This window comes from Bradyrhizobium sp. T-12 (assembly GCF_058314695.1).
In genome coordinates this window covers 5,654,582-5,673,844 of record NZ_CM177756.1, presented here as the reverse complement: position 1 = coordinate 5,673,844, position 19,263 = coordinate 5,654,582, and the positions used below count along the sequence as shown (strand labels likewise).

The 19,263-nt window shown below is 65.7% G+C and carries 17 protein-coding genes; 13 read left to right on the top strand and 4 right to left on the bottom strand.

Features of this window, described 5'->3' with window-relative positions:
• The 11 genes from AC0WRY_RS27065 to AC0WRY_RS27015 all read left to right on the top strand — a co-directional run bounded on the left by AC0WRY_RS27065 (position 1) and on the right by AC0WRY_RS27015 (position 13,238).
• Positions 1-150, top strand: coding sequence for a hypothetical protein (locus AC0WRY_RS27065; RefSeq protein ID WP_194403820.1), 150 nt, complete (start codon positions 1-3; stop codon positions 148-150).
• 733 nt (positions 151-883) lie between these two features.
• Positions 884-3,223, top strand: coding sequence for a mechanosensitive ion channel domain-containing protein (locus tag AC0WRY_RS27060; protein WP_194403819.1), 2,340 nt, complete (start codon positions 884-886; stop codon positions 3,221-3,223).
• A gap of 102 nt (positions 3,224-3,325) precedes the next feature.
• Complete coding sequence (locus tag AC0WRY_RS27055) at positions 3,326-4,318, top strand: Bug family tripartite tricarboxylate transporter substrate binding protein (protein WP_491121698.1); 993 nt, start codon at positions 3,326-3,328, stop codon at positions 4,316-4,318.
• Positions 4,319-4,542: 224 nt separating this feature from the next.
• Positions 4,543-6,138, top strand: a complete 1,596-nt coding sequence (locus AC0WRY_RS27050) for an NAD-dependent malic enzyme (RefSeq protein ID WP_246776521.1) — start codon at positions 4,543-4,545, stop codon at positions 6,136-6,138.
• Positions 6,139-6,372: 234 nt separating this feature from the next.
• On the top strand, positions 6,373-6,765 hold the full coding sequence (locus tag AC0WRY_RS27045) for a BlaI/MecI/CopY family transcriptional regulator (RefSeq protein WP_194403816.1): 393 nt from the start codon (positions 6,373-6,375) through the stop codon (positions 6,763-6,765).
• Complete coding sequence (locus tag AC0WRY_RS27040; protein ID WP_194403815.1) at positions 6,762-9,281, top strand: M56 family metallopeptidase; 2,520 nt, start codon at positions 6,762-6,764, stop codon at positions 9,279-9,281. Before AC0WRY_RS27045 ends, AC0WRY_RS27040 begins: the two co-directional genes overlap by 4 nt.
• Positions 9,282-9,428: 147 nt before the next feature.
• A complete protein-coding gene (locus AC0WRY_RS27035) occupies positions 9,429-10,883 on the top strand; it encodes a DUF1800 domain-containing protein (RefSeq protein WP_194403814.1) in 1,455 nt (484 codons plus the stop codon).
• Between the two features lie 2 nt (positions 10,884-10,885).
• Entirely contained in the window at positions 10,886-12,136 is a 1,251-nt protein-coding gene (locus tag AC0WRY_RS27030; protein ID WP_194403813.1) for a DUF1501 domain-containing protein, read from the top strand.
• A gap of 6 nt (positions 12,137-12,142) precedes the next feature.
• Positions 12,143-12,310 carry a hypothetical protein gene (locus AC0WRY_RS27025; RefSeq protein ID WP_194403812.1) on the top strand — a complete coding sequence of 56 codons (168 nt, stop codon included), beginning with the start codon at positions 12,143-12,145 and terminating at the stop codon, positions 12,308-12,310.
• A 153-nt stretch (positions 12,311-12,463) separates the two neighbouring features.
• On the top strand, positions 12,464-12,982 hold the full coding sequence (locus AC0WRY_RS27020; RefSeq protein WP_194403811.1) for a septal ring lytic transglycosylase RlpA family protein: 519 nt from the start codon (positions 12,464-12,466) through the stop codon (positions 12,980-12,982).
• Positions 12,983-13,082: 100 nt separating this feature from the next.
• The gene (locus AC0WRY_RS27015; RefSeq protein WP_167771231.1) at positions 13,083-13,238 is read left to right on the top strand and encodes a hypothetical protein; all 156 of its coding nucleotides are present in this window, start codon (positions 13,083-13,085) and stop codon (positions 13,236-13,238) included.
• 301 nt (positions 13,239-13,539) lie between these two features.
• Here AC0WRY_RS27015 and AC0WRY_RS27010 read toward each other — a convergent pair whose 3' ends face one another.
• The 3 genes from AC0WRY_RS27010 to AC0WRY_RS27000 form a co-directional block, all read right to left on the bottom strand.
• Entirely contained in the window at positions 13,540-13,845 is a 306-nt protein-coding gene (locus AC0WRY_RS27010) for a hypothetical protein (protein ID WP_194403810.1), read from the bottom strand.
• A gap of 95 nt (positions 13,846-13,940) precedes the next feature.
• Entirely contained in the window at positions 13,941-14,213 is a 273-nt protein-coding gene (locus tag AC0WRY_RS27005; protein WP_194403809.1) for a hypothetical protein, read from the bottom strand.
• 131 nt (positions 14,214-14,344) lie between these two features.
• Positions 14,345-17,014 carry a flavin-containing monooxygenase gene (locus AC0WRY_RS27000; RefSeq protein ID WP_194403808.1) on the bottom strand — a complete coding sequence of 890 codons (2,670 nt, stop codon included), beginning with the start codon at positions 17,012-17,014 and terminating at the stop codon, positions 14,345-14,347.
• 228 nt (positions 17,015-17,242) lie between these two features.
• Here AC0WRY_RS27000 and AC0WRY_RS26995 point away from each other — a divergent pair, with 228 nt between their 5' ends.
• Together AC0WRY_RS26995 and AC0WRY_RS26990 are read left to right on the top strand one after the other, a co-directional pair.
• Entirely contained in the window at positions 17,243-17,455 is a 213-nt protein-coding gene (locus AC0WRY_RS26995; RefSeq protein ID WP_194403807.1) for a hypothetical protein, read from the top strand.
• 76 nt (positions 17,456-17,531) lie between these two features.
• Entirely contained in the window at positions 17,532-18,992 is a 1,461-nt protein-coding gene (locus AC0WRY_RS26990; RefSeq protein WP_194403806.1) for a carboxylesterase/lipase family protein, read from the top strand.
• 21 nt (positions 18,993-19,013) lie between these two features.
• Here the strand turns inward: AC0WRY_RS26990 and AC0WRY_RS26985 are convergent, their stop codons facing one another.
• Positions 19,014-19,193: a hypothetical protein gene (locus AC0WRY_RS26985; protein ID WP_194403805.1), complete on the bottom strand. Its 180-nt coding sequence runs from the start codon at positions 19,191-19,193 to the stop codon at positions 19,014-19,016.
• Between the last annotated feature and the right edge of the window lie 70 nt (positions 19,194-19,263).

The following is a 19,263-nucleotide window of genomic DNA, read 5'->3' as shown; positions in this document are numbered from 1 at the left end:
GTGAACAAAATCAATGGCTTGCCGATCGTTGAAGAGGCAGTTCGATTTATACGAAATGGAGTTGCTGCGTCGGGCAAAACAGGCGCTGTTCCGATCATTCCCGGAACCGGCGTGCTCAATTGTGATCTCTCGCCGATTGATCCCGCTTGACAGTCTTGTGGCACAGGAGGACCATGCCGCCGGTCGCAAACAAGCGACACGCAACGTCCACCTCATGAGCAAGGGGAGGTCTATGACACCACCTCCGCAAATCCAGCCGCGTTAAGTGCGATGGAGCTCGTTCGGACTATCGCATAGCGGCAGAAACCGCGAACGGCACGCCGGGTCAAGGTTTAGCGGGCTGCATCAGTAAGGCAGAGCCCCTACCTTCCCGGCGCTGTATTTTGGTCGCCGATCGTGTGGATGGTCTTGACGAGGCCGACCGCGATAGCTGCCTTTGACATCCTGCGTTTCTCCCTCCTTCCTCCTCGCCGTCATTCCGGGCCGCTTCCCGGAATGACGGAGCGATCCGCGGATGATTTGTGCATTGGGGTGCACTGGTCACCACATCGCCATGGCCGGGCTTGTCCCGGCCATCCACGGCCTTGGCCCGAGGCGCGAAGAACGTGGATGCCCGGGACAAGCCCGGGCGTGACGACTCGTAAAGTCGAACTGCGGGAATCCCGCAATGGACGGATCGCGTTGCACGGACCGCGCTTCGTCGGCGTCTGAACTCTGCTGAGACGAGGTTCCCCGCCCCCGCATTGCGGCAAATGCCAAGAGAATGTCGCCTCGAAGGCCAACTTCCGACACAGGCGCGAGGCGAATAGCTTCAATCCGACATGACGCATGTGTTTCGGTGGTCCCGATGCCGCCGGCGCATGCATTTTTTTAAGGACTCCTCGTGTCGCATAAGCTTGCCCCGGTGGTTCTCGCCGTTCTCTTCCTCGCGTTCTTCTCCTTCCCGAGCGTTCGCGCCCAGCCGCCTCAGCCGGCCGCGAACAATGCCGCCGCGTTGTCGCCGGACGAGGCCAAGCGTGCGCTCGAGACGCTTCAGGACGACAAGAAGCGCGCGCAGATGATCGATACGCTGCGCCTGATCGCCAATGCGTCCGGTCCGCAGCAACCTGCGACGCCCGCGCCCGAGCGCAAGTCGCCGATCCCGCTCTCGGCCGACGGACTCGGTGCGCAGCTCCTGCTCACGGTGTCGGAGGAGATTGGCGAGATCTCGAGCGAGATCGCCAGCGTGGCGCGGACGATCACGCATTTCCCGGCGTTCTATTACTGGATCGTGCGAACGGCGAACGATCCCGCGGCCTATAACCTTCTGATCGAGATCGCCTGGAAGCTCGCCTTGGTGGTCGGCTGCGCGCTCGCGGCCGAATGGGTACTGTTCCGCCTGATCCGGCGCCCGGTTGCCTTCCTCGAGGGGCGTGTGCCGCAAACCGCGCATCTGCCGGCGCAGGTGTTGCCGATTGCGGATCCGCCGTCGTCGGTTGCCGATGTCACCCCCGCGCCCGAACTGCACAAGCGCCGTCACAGCCTGGCGCGCGTCTGGCAGATCATGCAGCGCCTGCCTTTCGTGTTCGGGCGCCTCGTCCTCGAATTGCTTCCCGTGCTCCTCTTCGTCGGCGTCGCGACGGCGCTGCTCGGCACCGAGATCGGACAGCCCACCACCGTTCGCCTCGTGATCCTCGCGGTCGTCAACGCCTATGCGTTTTCGCGCGGACTCATCTGCGTCTTCCGGGCGCTGGCCGGGCCGTTCGGTCTGTTTCCGGTGCGCGCCGAGACGGCGGCCTATGTCGAGATCTGGGCGCGCCGCATCGTCGGCGTCGGCGTCTCCGGCATCGCTTTTGCCAATGTCGCGCTGCTGCTCGGCCTGCACCGCGCCGGCTATGCCGCGCTGCTCCGCATGGTGATGCTGATCGTGCATCTCTTCGTCGTCGTCATCATCCTGCAATGCCGCCGGCAGGTCGCCGAGGCCATTCGGGCGCCGGCCGACCGGCAGGGCATCGCGGCCCGCCTGCGCAACCGCATCGCCGGCGGATGGCATTATCTCGCCATCGCGCTCGATCTCGCGCTCTGGGCGGTGTGGGCGCTCAACATCCGCAACGGTTATTCGCTGCTGCTGCAATATTTCGTCGGCACTGTCGTCGTTGCCGTGATCACGCGCGTTGCCATCATGCTGACGCTGAGCCTGATCGACCGTGGCTTCCGCATCCAGCCGGAGATCCTGCAGCGCTTTCCGGGTCTGGAGATCCGCGCCAACCGCTATCTGCCGCTGCTGCGCAGGATCGTCTCCGGCGTGATCGTCTTCATCGGTTTCGTGGCGATGCTCGAAGTCTGGGGTGTGGACGCCATCGTCTGGTTCTATGGCGGCCAGATCGGCAGCCGGCTGATCTCCGCCGTGGTGACGATCGGCCTCGCCGTATTCATCGCAGCCGCGATCTGGGAAGCCAGCAACGCGCTTCTGGACCGCCAGATCAACACGCTGTCGCGGGACGGGCACTACGCCCGCGCCGCGCGCTTGCGCACCTTCCAGCCGATGCTGCGCACCGCGCTGCTCTGCCTGATCGCCACGATCGTCGGCCTCACCGCGCTGAGCGAGATCGGCGTCAATGTCGCGCCGCTGCTGGCGGGTGCCGGCATCGTCGGCATCGCCATCGGCTTCGGCTCGCAGAAGCTGGTGCAGGACCTCATCACCGGGCTGTTCCTGCTGCTGGAGAACACGGTACAGGTCGGCGACAATGTCAGCGTGTCGGGCCTGTCAGGGGTGGTCGAGAACGTTTCCATTCGAACGATACGTCTGCGCGCGGGCGACGGCGCCGTGCACATCGTGCCGTTCAGCGCGGTCACGACCATCACCAATGCGAGCCGCGGCGCAGGCAACGCCTCCGTCAGCGTCAATGTCGCCTATAAGGAAGACACCGACCGCGCCAGCCAGATCCTCAAGGACATCGTCGACGAGATGCGCCGCGAGCCGGATTTCCGCGCATTGATCCGTGGCGACCTCGATCTCTGGGGCATCGACAAGGTGGACGGCGCGATGGTGTCGATCGTCGGCCAGATCCGCTGCACCGAAGCCGGGCGCTGGCCGGTCCAGCGCGAATTCAACCGGCGCATGAAGCTGCGCTTCCAGCAGAACGGCATCAACGTCGCATCCGCCACCCAGACCATCCTGATGCATATCGCGCCGCCGGCCGATAGCGCCGCCAATCTGACGCCGCGGCGCGCGGCCGGATAGAAGCGCTATCAACTTACCGCTTGCCTCAGCTCGCCCGGCAGCGTTCACTCGCCCTCCGGCCCGCTGCCAAAATGCGGGCGGCAAAAAGGGTGGGAGAGACTGATGCGGGGGCTGTGGGCTGTGTTGCGCGGTCATGCGATCGTCATTGGCGGGTTGATCGCATGCGCGATGTGGTGCGCGCCGGCAGGCGCTCAGTCATCGCGGCCCATCACCCTCATCGTACCGTTCGCCGCGGGCGGTCCGACCGACACGCTGGCGCGGATCCTGTCGGAGCGGATCGCCGCCGAGCTGCACACCACGGTCGTGGTCGAGAACGTCGCCGGTGCCTCCGGCAGCATTGCAGGTGCCCGCGCCGCCCGCGCGACGCCTGACGGCACGACGATCACGATCGGTCATTGGGGCACTCATGTGCTGAACGGCGCGATCCTCAAGCTGCCTTATGACGTCGTGAGCGATTTCGAGCCGGTCGCAATGATCGCGATGGGCACGCAACTCATCGTCGGCCGGAAGTCGCTCGAGGCGAACAATCTCAAGGAGCTGATTGCGTGGCTGAAGGCCAATTCCGGTAAGGCCACCGCGGGAACTTCAGGGGCGGGTACGGGAGCCCATGTCGCCGCCGTCTTCTTCAAGGATAAAACAGGCACCGACTTCCAGTTCGTGCCCTATCGCGGCGCGGGGCCCGCCATGATCGATCTCGTCGCAGGCCAGATCGACATCATGTTCGACCAGGCGGCGAACTCGCTGGCACACGTCAAGAGCGGCGCGGTCAAGGCGTTCGCGGTGACATCGCCGACGCGGCTTGCCTCCGCTCCCGACATTCCGACCGTCGACGAGGCGGGCCTGTCAGGGCTCTATATTTCCTATTGGCACGGCATCTGGGCACCGAAGAACACGCCAAAGGACATCGTCGCCCGGATCAACACGGCGATCGTCGCCGCGCTCGCCGATGCCGCGGTCAAGCAGCGCTTTACCGAACTCGGGCAGGAGATACCGCCAACCGACCAGCAGACGCCCGCAGCGCTCGCTGCGTTCCAGAAGGCCGAGACCGAGAAATGGTGGCCGATCGTGAAGGCGGCCAACATCCAGCCGGAATGACGAGGGGTAGCTTGCCGCGTTAACTTTTACGCGCGCAACTGCCAATCGTTGGCGCAAATCTCGCTGCGGTGCGAGATCACAATCGGGGCCTCAGTGTCTGCGTCCTTGATCTCAATGGAGCGCTGGCCGACAATGTGCGCGGTTCAATGTGCTTCTTGGGGGAATTCGTGAATAGACCTGCCCGGGTCGTTGCCCAATCGACGTCGTCAAATCCGCCGCAAGGCATGGCGCTGCTGCGCGATCCCTTGCTCAACAAGGGCACCGCTTTCACGGAATCCGAGCGCGAAGCACTCGGCCTGCGCGGCCTGCTGCCGCCTTGCGTGCTGACGATGGAGACGCAGGCGCAGCGCGTCCTCACCAACCTGCGCACGCTGCCGACGGACCTCGAAAAATACGTCGCGCTGAACGCGCTGCATGACCGCAACGAGGCGCTGTTCTTCCGCGTCGTCGTCGACAATATCGACGAGATTCAGCCGATCATCTACACGCCGACGGTCGGGCTCGCCTGCCAGAAATACGGCCTGATCTTCCAGCGGCCGCGCGGCATGTTCATCTCCTCGCGCGATCGCGGCCAGATCACCGAGCTCCTGGAGAACTGGCCCTATCAGGCCAAGCTGATCGTCGTCACCGACGGCGAACGCATTCTGGGACTTGGCGATCTCGGCGCCAACGGCATGGGCATCCCGGTCGGCAAGCTCTCGCTCTATTCGGCCTGCGCCGGCGTGCATCCGGAGGCGTGCCTGCCGATCGTACTCGACGTCGGCACCAACAACGAAGAGCTTTTGAGCGATCCCTATTATCTCGGCCTGCGCGAGCGGCGGCTCACGGGCGAAGCCTATGACAGCTTCGTCGACGAGTTCATGCAGGCGGCGCGAAAGACCTTTCCGGGCGTGCTGATCCAGTTCGAGGATTTCGCCAATCATTCGGCATTCAAGCTGCTGCACAAATATCGCGATGAAGCCTGCGTCTTCAACGACGACATCCAGGGCACCGCGGCGGTGGCGCTGGCCGGCCTGTTCTCGGCGCTGCGTGTGAATGGCGGCAAGCTGAAGGACCAGATGATCCTGTTCCTGGGCGCCGGCGAGGCGGCAACCGGCATCGCCGATCTCGTGGTGTCCGCAATGATGGCGGAAGGCGCCTCCGAGGCGGACGCGCTCCGCCGCAACTGGCTGGTGGATTCCCGCGGTCTCGTCGTCGGCGGACGCGAAGGTCTGTCCGGCCACAAGCTCCGCTATGCCCACACCGATCAGGCGCCGATCGCCGACTTCCTCACCGCGATCAAGACGCTGAAGCCGACGGCGATCATCGGCGTCGCCGCGGTCGGCGGCGCCTTCACGCCGGAGGTGCTCAAGACGATGGCGGAGCTCAACGAACAGCCGATCGTGTTCGCGCTCTCCAATCCGACCTCGAAGGCCGAATGCTCGGCGGAGGATGCCTATCGCTACACCGAGGGCCGTGCGCTGTTCGCCTGCGGCAGCCCGTATGATCCGGTCAAGCTGAACGGCCGCAGCTTCGTGCCGCGCCAGGGCAACAATTCCTACATCTTCCCGGGCGTCGGCCTCGGCGTCATCGCCAGTGGCTCGCGCCTCGTCACCGACGAGATGTTCATGGCGGCGGCCCATACGCTCGCCGATTGCGTCGGCAAGGACGATCTCGCGCAGGGCAGTCTCTATCCGGCGCTGCCGCGCATCCGCGAAGTCTCGGTCCGCATCGCCGCGGCCGTCGCCGACGTTGCCTATCAGCGCGGGCTCGCGGACGGGCCGGCGCCCAATGACGTCAAGGCCCTTGTGCAGTCGCAGATGTACGAGCCGCATTACTGAGCGGTCGCCCCGCGCTCGAACGGCGCGATAACGGCGCCACGTTTCCGCATCGTCATGCCCGGGACAGGCTTGGGCATGACGACCTCGCATTTTTCGCCTGTCTCACATTCACGAACCGGCAGTCAGGTCAGCCCACCGGCACCATCTCAGGTGGAATCGGCGTTGTGTCGCGCGGCGCTATATGCGACAATCTGTAGCGTTACAAGAAGAACTCAAGCCGCAAGGTCAGATGCCATGGACGATCGTTTGCCCGAACTGGGCGACCTCGAGCGCGAGGTCATGCAATTGGTTTGGGCCCATGGTCCCGTCACGGCCGAGATCGTGCGTGAACGTCTGTCGCGGCGGCTGAAGGAATCGACGGTTCGTACGGTGCTGCGCCGGCTGGAGGAAAAGGGCTATGCTCGCCACACCGTGGACGGCCGCACCTATGTCTATCACGCCGCCGAAGAGCGCGCGAAGGTGGCGGCCAAGGCGGTGCAGCGCATCGTCGACTGGTTCTGCAATGGCTCGATCGAGGAGGTCCTCGTCGGCATGGTGGACAACAAGATGCTCGACCAGCAGCAATTGCGCGAGCTGGCCGACCAGGTGGCCAAGGCGAAGAAGGCGAGGGGAGTGAAGAAAGAATGATCGCAACTCTGGCGGAGGCGGCACTGCGCTCCCTTGTGCTGGGAGGCGTCGTCTGGTTCGGTCTCAATCTTTTCTGCGCGCGCAATCCGCGCGTTCACATGACGGCGTGGATCGTCGTGCTGCTGGCGTCGCTGGCGATGCCGTTCGTGATGCATTGGCCGACGCTCACGATCAGCCGGCTGCCTTTGCCGGTCTCCGTGCCGGATGATTTCCTGCCGGCCGACATCTCGATGCTGGAGACGCCGCAGCCCGCGCTGTCCGGCGCTCCCGCCGGTGCCGTCGCGCCGCCGGTGATGCGAAGTGGTCTGCCGATCAATTGGTGGCTGATCGCCACCCTCGTCTATGCCGGCGTTGCCGGCCTGTTGCTGCTGCGGCTCGCGATCGGTCTTTTCCTGACCTGGCGGCTGGCGCGGGCGGCAAAACCGCTGCGCGGCTTGCCGATGACCGGCACCGACGTGCGCGTCAGCCGCGATGTCGGCGGTCCCGTCACCTTCGGCTCGACCATTCTGGTGCCGCCGCAGTTCGCCGGCTGGGACGCCAAGAAGCGCCTCGCCGTGCTCGCGCATGAGGGCGCGCATGTCGCCAACCGCGACTTCTATGTCCTGCTGCTGGCGTCGCTCAATCGGGCAATGTTCTGGTTCAGCCCGTTCGCATGGTGGCAGCTCGCACGCCTCGCCGAGCTCGCCGAGATCATCAGCGACATCGAGGCGATCGAGGTCATCGAGGACCGGCTGTCCTATGCGGAAATCCTGCTCGATTTCGCCAGCACGGTGAGGCCGCGGTCGGTCGAGCTCGCGATGGCGCGGGCCTCGACCGTGCGCGCCCGCGTCGAGCGCATCATCGCGGCGGCCGCGATGCCAGCTGCGGTCGGCTGGCGCAAGCGGCTCTGGATCGCGAGCGCGATCGCACCCGTCGTGATCATGTCCGCCGGCATGATCGCCTATCGCGCGCCGGATCCCGCACCCATCGCCGATCTCGGTGAGGCGCCGGCCCAGCATTATCGCCCGTTCGTCAATTTCTACGCCATGGGTCCGGCCTCGGTGTTCGCCATCTTCCGCGAGGGCGACGATCTCTACGGCCAGATGACCGGGCAGCGCAAATTGCGCCTGACGGTGGGCCGCGACGGCACGGCGTCCTATCCGGCCTCGTCCGGCGAGATCACGTTCCCGCTCGATGCCGAGCATCGCTCGGCCGAGCTGAGCTTGCGCATGAACGGCCGCGACATCCGCGCGGTTCGTGTCGCGGAGATGCCGACCACCGCTGCGGAGCCCGCGCCGCTCGATCAATATGTCGGCTGGTACCGGCTGGCGCCGAACCGCGTGCTCACCGTGCGCCGCGATGGGGATCGGCTGCAGGTGCAGGAGACCGTGCAGGGCCCGGCGACAGCTCTCGCCGAAGGTGCCGATGCCTTCTCGATCCATGGCCACAACCTCCTGATCTTCCTGCGCGACGAGCAGGCCAGGGTCTCGCGCGTGCTGGTCCAGAACGCGGTCGCCGGCGCGCGTCTCGCGCCGCGGATCGACGCGGCGGTGGCGCAGGCGATCGAGGCCGACTTTGCGCGCCGTGTCGCGGAAGTCCCGGATCGTTTCCGCGAGCAGGTCCCGGTTGCCGGCAGCAAGGAGATGATCCTGCGCGGGATCGAGGACATGCGCCAAGGCAGGCCGAATTACGACCGCATGAGTGCGCCGCTGGCGGCCAAGATCCATCGACAGCTCAACGAGACGCAGGCCACCTTCGTGGCGCTCGGCGCCCTCGAATCGATCTTCTTCCGCGGCGTCGGCCCCGGCGGCTACGACATCTATGGCGCCAAGTTCGAGAACGGCACGGCGGAATTCCGCCTGCTGCTCGAGCCCGACGGCAAGGCCGGCGACGTCATCTTCCGGGCCGACGGCAATGACGAGCTCGGCGGCATCATGCCCTGCGCCGAACAGGCGAATGTGCGCGGTCGCGCCGGCACCTCGCCGATCCGGATCATGCTCTACAACGAGATGGGCGAGGACATCCGCATCTTCAATCTCGACGCCGACGGCAATCGCAAGGCGCAGAGCGTCGTCAGGCCCAATATGAGTTGGGCTGTCACCACCACCGTGAACAATCCCTGGGTCATTGCCGACAAGTCGGGGCGGTGCCTCGAGGTCTTGATGCCGGGCCGGCAGACGCGCTTCCACAACGTGGAGGCTTCGAACCTCGGCGCGAAGCCGGGGCGCGCCGCACGCCGCGCCGTTCCGATCGCCAATGGCGAGGAGATGCTGCGCCGCTATATCGAGGGCGTCGGCAAGGGACAGCCCGATTACGAGCTCATGACGTCGGAGGTCGCCGAGATCACGCGCCAGCAGCTGCCGTTCGACCAGGCGATCCTGGCCAAGCTCGGCGCGTTGCGGGCGGTCTCGTTCCGCGGCGTCACCGCGCTCGACAGCGACATCTACATCGCCCAGTTCGCCAATGGCTCGGCGGAATGGCGCATCGGCGTCCGGAACGGCACCATCACCAAGATCGCGCTCGGCCCGAATTTCTAGGCAGGGTGGCGGCTCGCGATTTCTTGACGGAGGCGTCGCAATCTCCGCTTGTCGGCCGGCAATGTGAATGCTACGATTTGTAGCATTACAAATCGTAGCTTCTAACGACTCGCGATCAGGGCAGGCGCGAAGAAAGAGGCGATCGCCATGAGCAATTCTGCCAAGACAGAAGCCCTGCTGGCGCTGCATCGCTTCGGGATGGGACCGCGGCCGGGATCGATGGCCGCGATCGGGACCGACCCGCGCGGCGCGCTGGTTGCCGAGCTCGACCGGCCGCTCACACTGAGCGCCGCCGCCAGCCTTCCCCCCAGCGCAAAGGCCTATCGCACCGTTGCCGATGCCAATGCGCGGCGGACGGCGCGGGCCAAGCAGGCGCAGCAGCAGGTCAAGAAGCAGCAGATGGCGTCGGCGGATCAGGCGCAGCCCGAGGGCCGGGCACAGGGCTATGCCCAGGAGAAGGACGCCGCCGAGATGGCGGCGAAGCAGGCGGCCGATGCCGTCCCCGATCCCGGCCGTCCGATCTATTTGCAGGAAGCCAAGCTGCGGACCGAAGCTGCGCTCACTGCCGAGATCGGCTTTGCCGAACGGCTGGTGTGGTTCTGGTCCAATCATTTCTGCATCTCGGCCAACAAGATCCAGAGCATGTCCGGCGCCTATGAGCGCGAGGCGGTTCGCGCCCACGCGCTAGGCCATTTCGTCGATCTCCTGCTGGCGGCCGAAAGCCATCCGGCCATGCTGTTCTATCTCGACAATCTCGGCTCGATGGGGGCGAACTCGATCGCCGGCATCAACCGCAGCCGCGGTCTCAACGAGAACATCGCGCGCGAGATCATGGAGCTGCATACGCTCGGTGTGCGCACCGGCTACACCCAGGACGACGTCATCAGCTTCGCGAACGTCATGACCGGCTGGACGCTGGTGCCGCCGGGCGCCGATCCCCAGCATGGCGGCGAGTTCATCTTCAATCCGCGGCTGCATGAGCCCGGCGGCCAGACCGTGCTCGGCAAGCGCTATGAGCAGGAGGACGTCGAGCAGGGCCGCGCCGTGCTGCGCGATCTCGCCGCGCATCCGGCGACCGCGACCCATGTCGCGACCAAGCTTGCCCGCCACTTCGTCGCCGACGAGCCGCCGCCGGTCCTGGTCGAGCAGCTGGCGACAACCTTTCGCGACACCGATGGCGATCTCAAGCAGGTCGCGATCGCGATGGTGTCGTCGGACGAGGCATGGCGCGGGCCGCCGTCAAAGCTCAAGCGGCCCGGCGAATGGGTCGTGGGCATGGCACGTGCGACCGGCATCACCCAGGTCGATCCGGTCCGCTACACCGGCGGCCAGGAGCTGCTCGGCGAGCCGCTGTGGCGCCCGTCCGCGCCAAAAGGCTATCCGGATGACGAGGCGAGCTGGATCGACGGCGTCGGCCGGCGGCTCGATGTCGCCAACAATCTAGCCGAGCGCCTCGCAGGCACGACCGATCCGCAAGCCATCATCGAGGACGTCTTTGCATCGGAGATCGCGAGCGAGGTGAAGCAGGCGGTCGGCCGCGCCGAGAGCCGCCAGCAGGCGCTGGCATTGCTGTTCATGTCGGCGGATTTTCAGAGGAGGTGAGCATGGGCATCGTCAATCACCTGCCGACGCGGCGCGAACTTCTGGCCGGCTCCGGTGCGCTGTTCGCCTGGAGCCAGATGCCCAGGATCGCGCGCGCCGAAGGACGCGATCCGCGGCTGCTCGTCATCGTCCTGCGCGGTGCGCTCGATGGCCTCGGTGCGGTCGCGCCGGTCGGCGATCCCGACTGGATCTCGCTGCGCGGCGACCGCGCGCTGGTGCTGGACGGCAAGCCGCCGGCGCTGCCGCTGGATTCCTTCTTCGCGCTCAATCCGGCGATGCCGAACCTGCACCGGCTCTACAAGAGCGGCAAGGCCGCGATCGTCCATGCCACCGCGACGCCCTATCGCGAGCGCTCGCATTTCGACGGCCAGGACGTGCTGGAGAGCGGCTTCACCAAGCCGGGCGCAACCGCCTCGGGCTGGCTCAACCGCGCGCTGCTTGCCCTGGAAGGGGGCGGCCGCGTCGATCCGCGCGGCAGCCGCGCGCTCGGCATCGGTTCGGTGACGCCGCTGGTGGTGCGCGGCTCCGCGCCTGTGATGACATGGGTGCCGCAAAAGCTCTTGCCGGCGAGCGAGGACACCCAGAGCCGCCTGCTCGATCTCTACCGGCACACCGACCCGAAGCTCGCCACCGTGCTGCAGGCACGCATGAAGCTCGCTTCGCTCGGCGGGGCACCGGGCGCAGGCGAAGCGATGTCGGACGATCCGACGCTGGCGCCACCGGGCATCGCGCGCGTGCGCGCTTATTTTGCGGAAGCGGCCGGCACCGCCGCGCGCTACCTCGCCAAGCAGGACGGTCCGCGCGTCGGCGCCATGGGCTTCGTCGGCTGGGACACCCACATCGCGGAAGGGGCGGCCTCGGGCCAGCTCTACAATCTGCTCGGTGCACTCGATGGCGCGTTCGCCGCGATTGAGACCAACATGGGCGAGGCATGGAAGGAGACTGTGGTCGCCGTCGTCACCGAGTTCGGGCGCACCGCGCGCATCAACGGCACGCAGGGCACAGATCATGGCACGGGCACGGTCGCGTTCCTGATCGGCGGCGGGCTCGCGGGCGGCCGCGTGATCGCGGACTGGCCGGGCCTGAAGCCGGCGCAGCTGTTCGAAGACCGCGACCTCAAGCCGACTACCGATCTGCGCGCCGTGCTGAAAGGCCTGCTCAGAGATCATCTGCGCGTCGAGGAGAAGGTGCTGGCGGATATGGTCTTCCCCGGCAGCGCGGACGTCAAACCGATGGGAGGCCTTGTGGCCTGAGGCGCGATGTGCACGCTGACGCAACGAGAGCTCGATTTTCTCGCCAGCTTGAAGACGACCTGGCGACGACTCTATTGGCGTGAGTTCGCGCAGCTCCTGAAGGGTGATGCGGAGCCGGCCGAGAGCCGGCCGGACACGCGGCCCATCATCATCTGGCGCATCGTATCGCGCTGATTCCCGGCGAATCTGTCCCGATTCAGGACGCGTCACTGTGGTGGAATCGTCACAGCTGGCGCGAAACGGCGGCGGCCCTACGCCTGCTTTTGTTCCGACAAGGTTCTGCCCTCATTGCCCACCGAAAATCGCTCCCGTTCGGAGGGGCGTACCATGTCTTGCATTGCACGTGCCGAAACTGCCCGGATTTCCTTCGCAATCTCGTGCCGGCTGCTGCTGGCCATTGCCGGCGCCGCCTCGCTTGCGGCCTGCGCGCAATCGCCGGTCGGCCGCCAGAAGGCCGATCTCGCCGGCGCCAACAGGCAGGCCGCGGTCGAGCGGCCGCACCGCGTGGCGGCGCTGCATCCGCGCCCGATCAGCCGGGCGCGCGTCCCCGACGGTAACGCCAAGCAGACCGCGTCGCATGGCCTCGCCAGCTTCTATTCCGATACGGAGACCGCGAGCGGCGAGCGGTTCGACAAGAACGAGTTGACCGCGGCGCATCCCAGCCTGCCGTTCGGCACCAAGCTCCGCGTCACCGATACCAACTCCGGCCGTTTCGTCACGGTCAGGGTCAACGATCGCGGGCCCTATGTTCGCGGGCGCGTGGTCGACATCTCGCCGTCCGCGGCCGAGGCGCTCGGCATGGTCGACAAGGGCATCACCAACGTCCGCCTCGAGGTCGTGCAATAGCGCGCTCGTCAAGACAACGCGGCGCGCTTAACCGGCTGTTAGCGGCTTCTCAAGCACCATGAGTGTCCGGACAATTTGGGGCTGTTGGGGAGTCGGACGCTTGAACACGATCCAGTATCTCGAAGATCAGGCCGCGCGCGCCGAGCGGCTCGCCAAACGGATCACGGATACGCTGACGATCGAAAAGCTCCTGGCCTTTGCCGACGAACGCCGCCGCGAGATCGACGTCATCGCCGGCAAGTACCGGCGCGCTTAGCTCCAGCAAACCATGCTCTGAACGCATTCGTCCTCCCCGCGAACCGGGGAACTTCTTCGCGCCTCCTGCGTCATCTGGGCAGGAGAGAAGAGGAGGACATCATGGGTTTTGGACGAGGTGCTTTGCTTTGGTTGCTTGGCGTGCCGCTGCCGATCGTTCTGCTGCTGGCATTGTTCTGGCACCACTAAGTGGGTGTCACACGAAAAGCGCCGCGGAAGCGGCGCTTTTTTGTTGCCGGCGCAAACAGCGCGGCACTTCTAGCGCGCCGGACTATCCACGAATGGCCTTCTATGAATTCTTTCTATGAATGGCTTTCGACGAAGTCGCTGAGATAGTCCGGCAGCTCTATTCCGTCGATGTCGCAGCGCGCGCGGATCTCGCCGGCGACGTCGGTCGAGATGTCCTTCATCCAATGCTCGAGCGTGTTGAACGAGATCACCTTGATGGGATCGTTGAAGCAGCCGGCGACGAGCTCGCCGATGGTCGCTTCGAGATCGTTGCGTTCGATGCGAATTTCGGTCGCCTCGTCGCGGCGATCGATCACCACGAACAAGGTCTGGTCTGCGCCATAGGGCACGACGGGGGACGATACGCCAGCTTCAAGCATCCTCAGGGCACTCGCGACTTGGCTTCCGGACTTGGCTTCCGATCCGCGTTAACGGGAAAAACCAGCAGAAGGTTCCTCCGCGATCCCGTGAAGTGTCAGAGAAACTCTCTCCAGCGCGACAGCTCGATGATGTGTTCGGGCGAGAGGACTTCGGTCACCAGCGGCGGTTGCGCTGCCGTGCGGATCTCATAGAGATGCCGGGTCGTCGCCGGCTTTGCCGTGAAAGCAGAAATGCATTCGTCCAGCGTGCCCTCGATCACCTGATAGGGCGCACTATCCTCCCGGCGCTGATTTGCCAGGGAAGGCCATTTGTACAAAACCGCAGGCGCACCGAAATCGACCTTGGACTCTCCGACAACGTCCCCCATCGTCTCGCCTCACGCAAAAAATGCCCCAGCACGCAAGTTCGCGGGCCGGGGCCTACACCTGTCGCTGCATCTCAATGCCACGGCGACCCAACGCAGCAGCCGGACAAAGGTTCCCGGCCGCCTTGTCGCAATCAGCTCGCCGCCGCCGCGATCTTGAAGCCAGGGCCAGGCTCGTCGCGACTGACCTCGGGCGGCAGCCCGGCATAGCGCCGCAAGGCTTCCGCCATCTGCACCCGGCCCGGCACGCCGGTGATCACCACGTCGACCATGGTGAAGGACGAGTGGAAATGGCCGTGCGCCTTCAACTGCTCGACCGGGACGCCTGCGGCCGACATCGCCTCGGCATAGGCGATGCCTTCGTCGCGCAGCGGATCGAATTCGCAGGTCGCCACGAAGGCCGGCGGCAGTCCGGCGACCTTGCCGCGCAGCGGCGAGACCCGCGGATCGCTGCGGTCGGCGGGCGAGCAATAGAGGTCCCAGAACCAGTACATCAACGAGCGCGTCAGGAAGTAGCCGACCGCATTGTCGTTGTAGGAGGGTCGATCGAAGGTGCAATCGGTGACCGGGCAGATCAGCAGCTGGCCGGCGATCTCGGGCCCGCCGCGATCGCGGGCGAGCTGGCAGGTGACGGCGGCGACGTTGCCGCCGGCGCTCCACCCCGCGACCAGCACCGGGCCCGGGCTGCCACCGAGCTGCTCGGCGTGCTCGGCGATCCAGCGCGTTGCGGCATAGCCGTCTTCGGCCGCGGTCGGGAAGCGATGCTCCGGCGCGTGCCGATAGCCGACGCTGGCGAACATCATGCCGGTCCGCCGCACCATGTCGCGGCAGAACGGCTCGTCCGATTGCTCGTCGCCGAGCACCCAGCCGCCGCCGTGGAAGTAGACCACGACCTTATGCGGTCCCGGCGAGGCCGGCTTGTAGACGCGGTAAGGCAACGCGCCGCCCGTGACGGGCAGGGTGCCATCGACGATGTCGCCGATCGGCCGCCCCGCGGGCCGGCCCTTGTTGAACTCGTTGACGAAGGCGCGCGCGCCTTCCGCGCCCATCGACTCGATCGGCGGCAGGTTCAGTGTCGCGAGCAGGCCCAGCACCAGCCGCACGTCCGGCTGCAGGCGCACCACCTCGCCGTCATTGCATTGCGCGGCGCCTCCGGGACCGGTGAGCTTGAAACCGAGCATGCCGCGGCTGACCACCTCGTCGCAGATGCTGCGATAGGGGCCGACGCCGCCGGTATAGGGCATCAGGCCCTGCACCTTGCCGGGCACATTGGCGCCCGTGTACCAGGTGTTGGCGAGCCGGTGCAGCGTCAGCATCGAGCAGTCGGCCATGTGCCTGTTCCAGCCGGCCTGCGCCGTCTCTGTCGGCTCCATCGTGGTGAAGCCGGCATCGCGCAGCGCAGCCAAGCGGTCGACCACCCAGTCGACATGCTGCTCGATCGACACCGCCATGTTCGACAGTACCGACGGGCTGCCTGGCCCGGTGATCATGAAGAAGTTCGGGAAGCCTTCCACCGTGAGCCCGAGATAGCTCTGCGGTCCCTGCGCCCAGACGTCGGTGAGCGATTTGCCGCCGCGCCCGGTGATCGGATGCACGGCGCGGATCGCGCCGGTCATGGCATCGAACCCGGTCGCGAACACGATGACATCGACGTCGAAATTGCGCTTGGCCGTCGTGATGCCGCCGGCGGTGATCGCCTTAATCGGCTCCTGGCGTAGATTGACCAGGGTGACGTTCGGCCGGTTGTAGGTCGCGTAGTAGTTGGTCTCCAGGCAGGGGCGCTTGGCGCCGAAGGGATGGTCATCCGGCATCAGCGCAGCCGCCGTTTCGGGATCCTTCACGGCCGCGCGGATCTTCTCGCGGATGAGGTCCTGGACGATCTTGTTGCCGTCGACGTCGACGGCCTGATCGGCCCAGAGCTGGGTCAGGATGTGGACGAGGTCGCCCGCCGCCCAGGCCCGTTCGAACCGCTCGCGACGTTCGGCGTCACTGAGCTGCCAGCTCACGACCGTTTGCTGCGGATAGGGCACGCCGGCCATCGACTGGCGCGCCTGCTCGCGATAGGCCGCGCGATCGCTTTCAAAGAAGGTCTTGCGGTCCGACGGCGCCGGGCCGTTATGCGCCGGCAGTGCGAAGTTCGGCGTGCGCTGGAACACGGTCAGATGCGCTGCCTGCTCGGCGATCAGTGGGATCGACTGGATGGCCGACGAGCCGGTGCCGATCACCGCGACGCGCTTGCCCGCGAGATTGACGCCGTCATGCGGCCAGCGTCCGGTGAAATAGACCTCGCCCTTGAAATCCTTGACGCCGTCGATCTCCGGCGGCTTCGGCGCCGAGAGGCAGCCGGTGGCCATGATGTAATGGCGGCAGGAAACCGGTTCGCCATTGTCGGTGGTGATGAGCCAGCGCTCGGCCTGCTCGTCCCATTTGGCTTCGGTGACCTTGGTCTTGAAGCGGATGTCGCGCCTGAGATCGTAGCGGTCGGCGATGAAGCCGAGATAGCGCAGGATTTCGGGTTGGGTCGCGTATTTCTCCGACCAGGTCCAGGCGGTCTCGAGCTCAGGATCGAAGGTGTAACTGTAATCGATGGTCTGGATGTCGCAGCGCGCGCCGGGGTAGCGGTTCCAATACCAGGTGCCGCCGACGTCACCGGCCTCGTCGAGGCCGACGGTCGAGAAACCGGCCTTGCGCAGGCGATGCAGCAGATAGAGGCCAGCAAATCCGGCGCCGACCACGGCGACATCGACCTGCTGAGCGGTTCCGCGTTTCTCGGTGGCACGAGTAGCAACCATTGCGTCAGACATCGCATTCCTCCCGTATGTTTCGTTTTGCCGGCAGGCTATCGCTGCAGGTTCAGCTTGTCATCAGAGCAAGTGCAATCTTCGGTGGTCGTTTGCGGCGGCATCGTGGCCACGTGAATGTCGCGGCGCTACACGCATCGCGATGCACAATGGCCGTGATTACCCGGATAATCATGCCCGATCCGCCTGTGTATGCTTGCGGTTACAAGCCACGCGTAGCGACCGAGCGTCATGCCAGAGTTGAGTGAGCGGACCAAAGCGAACATGGACGTCGTCCTGGAGGAGACATGCCGGCAATTGCCGCATGGCGGCGATCACGACAGTCGCAGGTTCATCGCCGAGCGCCTGATCGAGGCCGCGCAGGCCGGCCACGCCACGCTCGGTGAGCTCGGCATCGTCGCGCGGCACGCGCTGGCGGAGATTCTCGCAAAACGCGATCAGTGAGCCGCCGCGAGGCTTGCCTCCTGGCGCGCCGCGGACATAACCTCACGGGAACCTGTCCGCGCATCGAGATCCCGAGATGCGATCCCTGCTTGCGCTCATTGCGGCTTCCGCATTTCTTTTGCTCGCCGGCTCGGCCGTGGCTCAGCCGGTCGGACAGTTTCCGTTCGCACTGACGCGTGAAGGACAGATGCTCGGCGCCGTCGAAGGCGAAGTGGCATCGTTCAAAGGACTGTCCTATGCGGCCCCGCCGGTCGGCGCGCTGCGCTGGCGTCCGCCGCAGCCGACACCCGAAAGCTCGGAGATGCACACCGCCTACGCTTATGGCGCGCCGTGCCTTCAACCGGCGCTGCGTGATGCGAGCGAGGATTGTCTCACGCTGAACGTGTTCCGTCCCTTCGGGGTCGACGGTCCGCTGCCGGTGATGATGTTCATTCATGGCGGCGGCTTTGTCGGCGGCACGGCCAATGAGCATCTGTTCGATGGGGCGAGGCTGGCGCAGGCCGGCCTCATCGTCGTGACCGCCAATTATCGCCTCGGCGCACTCGGCTGGTTGGCAGATCCCGCGCTGTCGGAAGGCGGCTCCGGCAACTATGGCCTGATGGACCAGATCGCGGTGCTGCATTGGGTTCGCGACAACATCGCGGCCTTCGGCGGCGATCCTAATAACGTCACCTTGTTCGGCAGCGACGCAGGCGCGACGTCGATCGCGCTTCTGATGCTGTCCGCGCAAGCGCGTGGTCTGTTCCAGAAAGCCATCCTGCAATCACTCCCCGCGCGCGCGCGGCTGCGCTCGGTGCAGGATGCGGAGGCGATCGGCCGGCAGTTCGTGGCGGCGCTGGGACCGCAGGCGGATGTGCGCGCCGCAGAGCCGCGTCGCCTGCTGGCCTCTCAAAATCGTCTCTTGGAGACGTCGCGGCGCAGCTTCGCGCCGATGAGGGATGGAAGCCTGGTGACCGAGGACATTGCAGCCGGCTTTGCGGCCGGACATCAAAGCCGCATTCCCCTGATCATCGGCTCCAACGACGACGAGACCGGCTTCGACAGCGAGTTCGATACCAAGGAGGAGGTTGCAGCGTCAGGTATCCCGAGCGATGAGCTGCGCAAGCTCTATCCCGAGATCGTCAGGTCCTCAGACCTTGCGGCAAGGTTCTATACCGACAAGGTCTTTTCCGAGCCGGCAAGACTGCTGACCCGCCTGCATGCCGCAAGCGGCACGGCAACCTTTCGCTATCGCTTCGCCTATGTGCCGGAAGCCCGGCGCGCCAGTCCCGAGGGCGGGCACGGGCGGGAGCTGCAATTCATCTTCGGTGCGGAAGGCGTACCCGGGGCGGGCATCTTCTCGCGCGGTGATCGCGAGGTTGCGAGGCGCATGCGATCCTATTGGATCAACTTCGCCAGGAGCGGCGATCCCAACGGCCTCGATCTGCCGCATTGGGACGCTGCGGCGGGCCGCGATCGCCTGCTGCTGATCACGAACGATCGCATCGCGAGCGGCGACGATCCATTCGCGGAGCGTCTCGACCGGCTCGCGCGCTAGCGCCATAGAATGGAGTGGGCTTTAAGCCGCGAGCTCGACGCGGGGAGCCGGCGTGAGCCGGTCTTCCTCGAGATAGTCCATCGCGCCGTCCTTCTCGACGGCGTAGAACTGCTGGCCGTCCCGCGACTTGAAGGCGGCGCGCACGATGCCGCGGCGGCCCTTGTCACTGTTGACGACGTCCCCCAGCGCAAACTTCTTCATCTCACGTCTCACTTGTCTTCAGGCCGACTGCTTCGGCCACATCAGGATTTTGGGCGGCAAATCGTTAACG